This is a genomic window from Polynucleobacter sp. 39-46-10 (genome assembly GCF_002282275.1).
Genome location: NZ_NCJB01000429.1, coordinates 1 through 1,680 on the forward strand (window position 1 = coordinate 1; position 1,680 = coordinate 1,680).

The window sequence follows — 1,680 nt, forward strand, 5'->3', positions numbered from 1 at the left end:
CTCAAGCAACAAGGTTTTATGCTGCGCGACTCAGTACAGTTTCATTGGCATAACGAGGGCTATCAAGATTTTGAACAGTATCTTGCCAACTTAACGATGAAGCGTCGCAAGAATATTCGTCGAGAACGTGCTGCTGTAGAGAGTCACCAAATCAGTTACAGACATATTCCGGGTGAGATTGCTGTGGCAAGTGATTGGAACTTCTTTTATCGTTGCTATGAAAACACCTATATAGAGCACCGCTCTTCACCTTATTTAACTGAGGATTGCATTCAATTACTTGGCAGCAGCATGCCCGAGAATTTTCATCTGATTATTGCGACACAGAATGAGCGGCCGATAGCCTCATCTTTGCTCGTAGTTGATAAACCAAATGCAACAGCATATGGACGCTATTGGGGTGCTATTGAACATATTCCTTGTTTACATTTTGAGCTGGCTTACTACCAAGCAATTGAGTATTGCATCAAGGAGGGTATTCAAGTGTTTGAGGGTGGCGCTCAAGGCGAGCACAAAATGGCCCGGGGATTTATACCTACCACTCTGCAGTCCGCTCACTGGATTGAAGATGCAGGCTTTGCAAATGCAGTGAAACGTTTCTTAGATCGCGAGCACGAAGGTATGGCAGCTTATGTTGATGAGCTCGAGCAACACATTCCCCTGAAATCGTCTAAAGTACTGTCATGACTTCTTCCGATAACCTACCAGAGCAAGTTGGAGCCAATTCTTTAGGGGTTGGTGATGATGCTTCTGACTCACCCTGTATCGGAGTCTGCACCACCCTCTATGACGAAATCTGCCAGGGATGTGGTCGTACTCTAGGCGAGGTTAGTAATTGGGTCTTCTTTAGTCAGGAAGAAAAGGATTCTGTATGGAAACGCATCCGCGCCGATGGCACTGCAATGCGATTCCAACGTCAATCCAAAGAAAATACTTAACCAGCTAAAGCTTGGCTACGTAAATATTCTTCGTAGGTTCCAGAGTAATCCACTACGGTACCGTCCATCTTGACTTCTAAGATACGGTTAGCCAAAGCAGAAACAAACTCGCGGTCATGAGAAACAAATATCAAAGTGCCGTCAAATTTCTCAAGCGCAATTTGCAAGCTTTCAATAGATTCCATATCCATATGATTGGTTGGCTCATCCATTGCAAGGACGTTATATTTTTGAAGCATTAATTTGCCCCAAATCATTCTGCCCTTCTCGCCACCAGACAATACTTTGACAGACTTACCAATATCATCGCCTGAGAATAGTAAGCGGCCCAATGTTCCACGAATTACTTGATCATCGTCGCCTGTATTGCGCCAGTTGTTCATCCAATCCATGAGCAATTCGTCTTTTGCGAACATCTCGGTATTGTCTTGAGGCATCACGCCCACGTTGGCGTTTTCAGCCCATTTCACATCACCACTATCCGCAGGAATTCCTTCGAAGCGTTTACTTAAGATGGTTTTCAATAATGTTGTCTTACCTGCACCATTTTGACCAATGATGGCGATCTTTTCCCCGGCACGAATCCCAATCTTGAAGTTCTTAAAAATTGGACGGTCGTAAGCCTTAGTCAGTGCATTGCACTCCACGGCCATGTTGTGAAGTTTTTTCTCAGCGTCAAAACGAATAAAAGGATTTTGGCGTGAAGAAGGTTTCACTTCAACAATCTCAATCTTCTCCAACT

Annotated in this window: 3 protein-coding genes; 2 read left to right on the forward strand and 1 reads right to left on the reverse strand. The window is 44.3% G+C overall.

Annotated elements, in window-relative coordinates:
• Positions 1–687: GNAT family N-acetyltransferase (locus B7X71_RS16460; protein WP_293601526.1), on the forward strand; the 687-nt coding region annotated here is incomplete at its 5' end.
• Positions 684–938, forward strand: a complete 255-nt coding sequence (locus B7X71_RS16465; RefSeq protein WP_293601527.1) for a DUF1289 domain-containing protein — start codon at positions 684–686, stop codon at positions 936–938. The genes B7X71_RS16460 and B7X71_RS16465, both read left to right, overlap by 4 nt.
• Here B7X71_RS16465 and B7X71_RS16470 read toward each other — a convergent pair.
• Positions 935–1,680: ATP-binding cassette domain-containing protein (locus tag B7X71_RS16470; RefSeq protein WP_293601528.1), on the reverse strand; the 746-nt coding region annotated here is incomplete at its 5' end. The two genes, B7X71_RS16465 and B7X71_RS16470, sit on opposite strands and share 4 nt — an antisense overlap.

Excerpts from the sequence above, each read along its gene's own strand:
- B7X71_RS16465 (WP_293601527.1), top strand. The coding sequence starts at position 684 with ATGACTTCTTCCGATAACCTACCAGAGCAAGTTGGAGCCAATTCTTTA.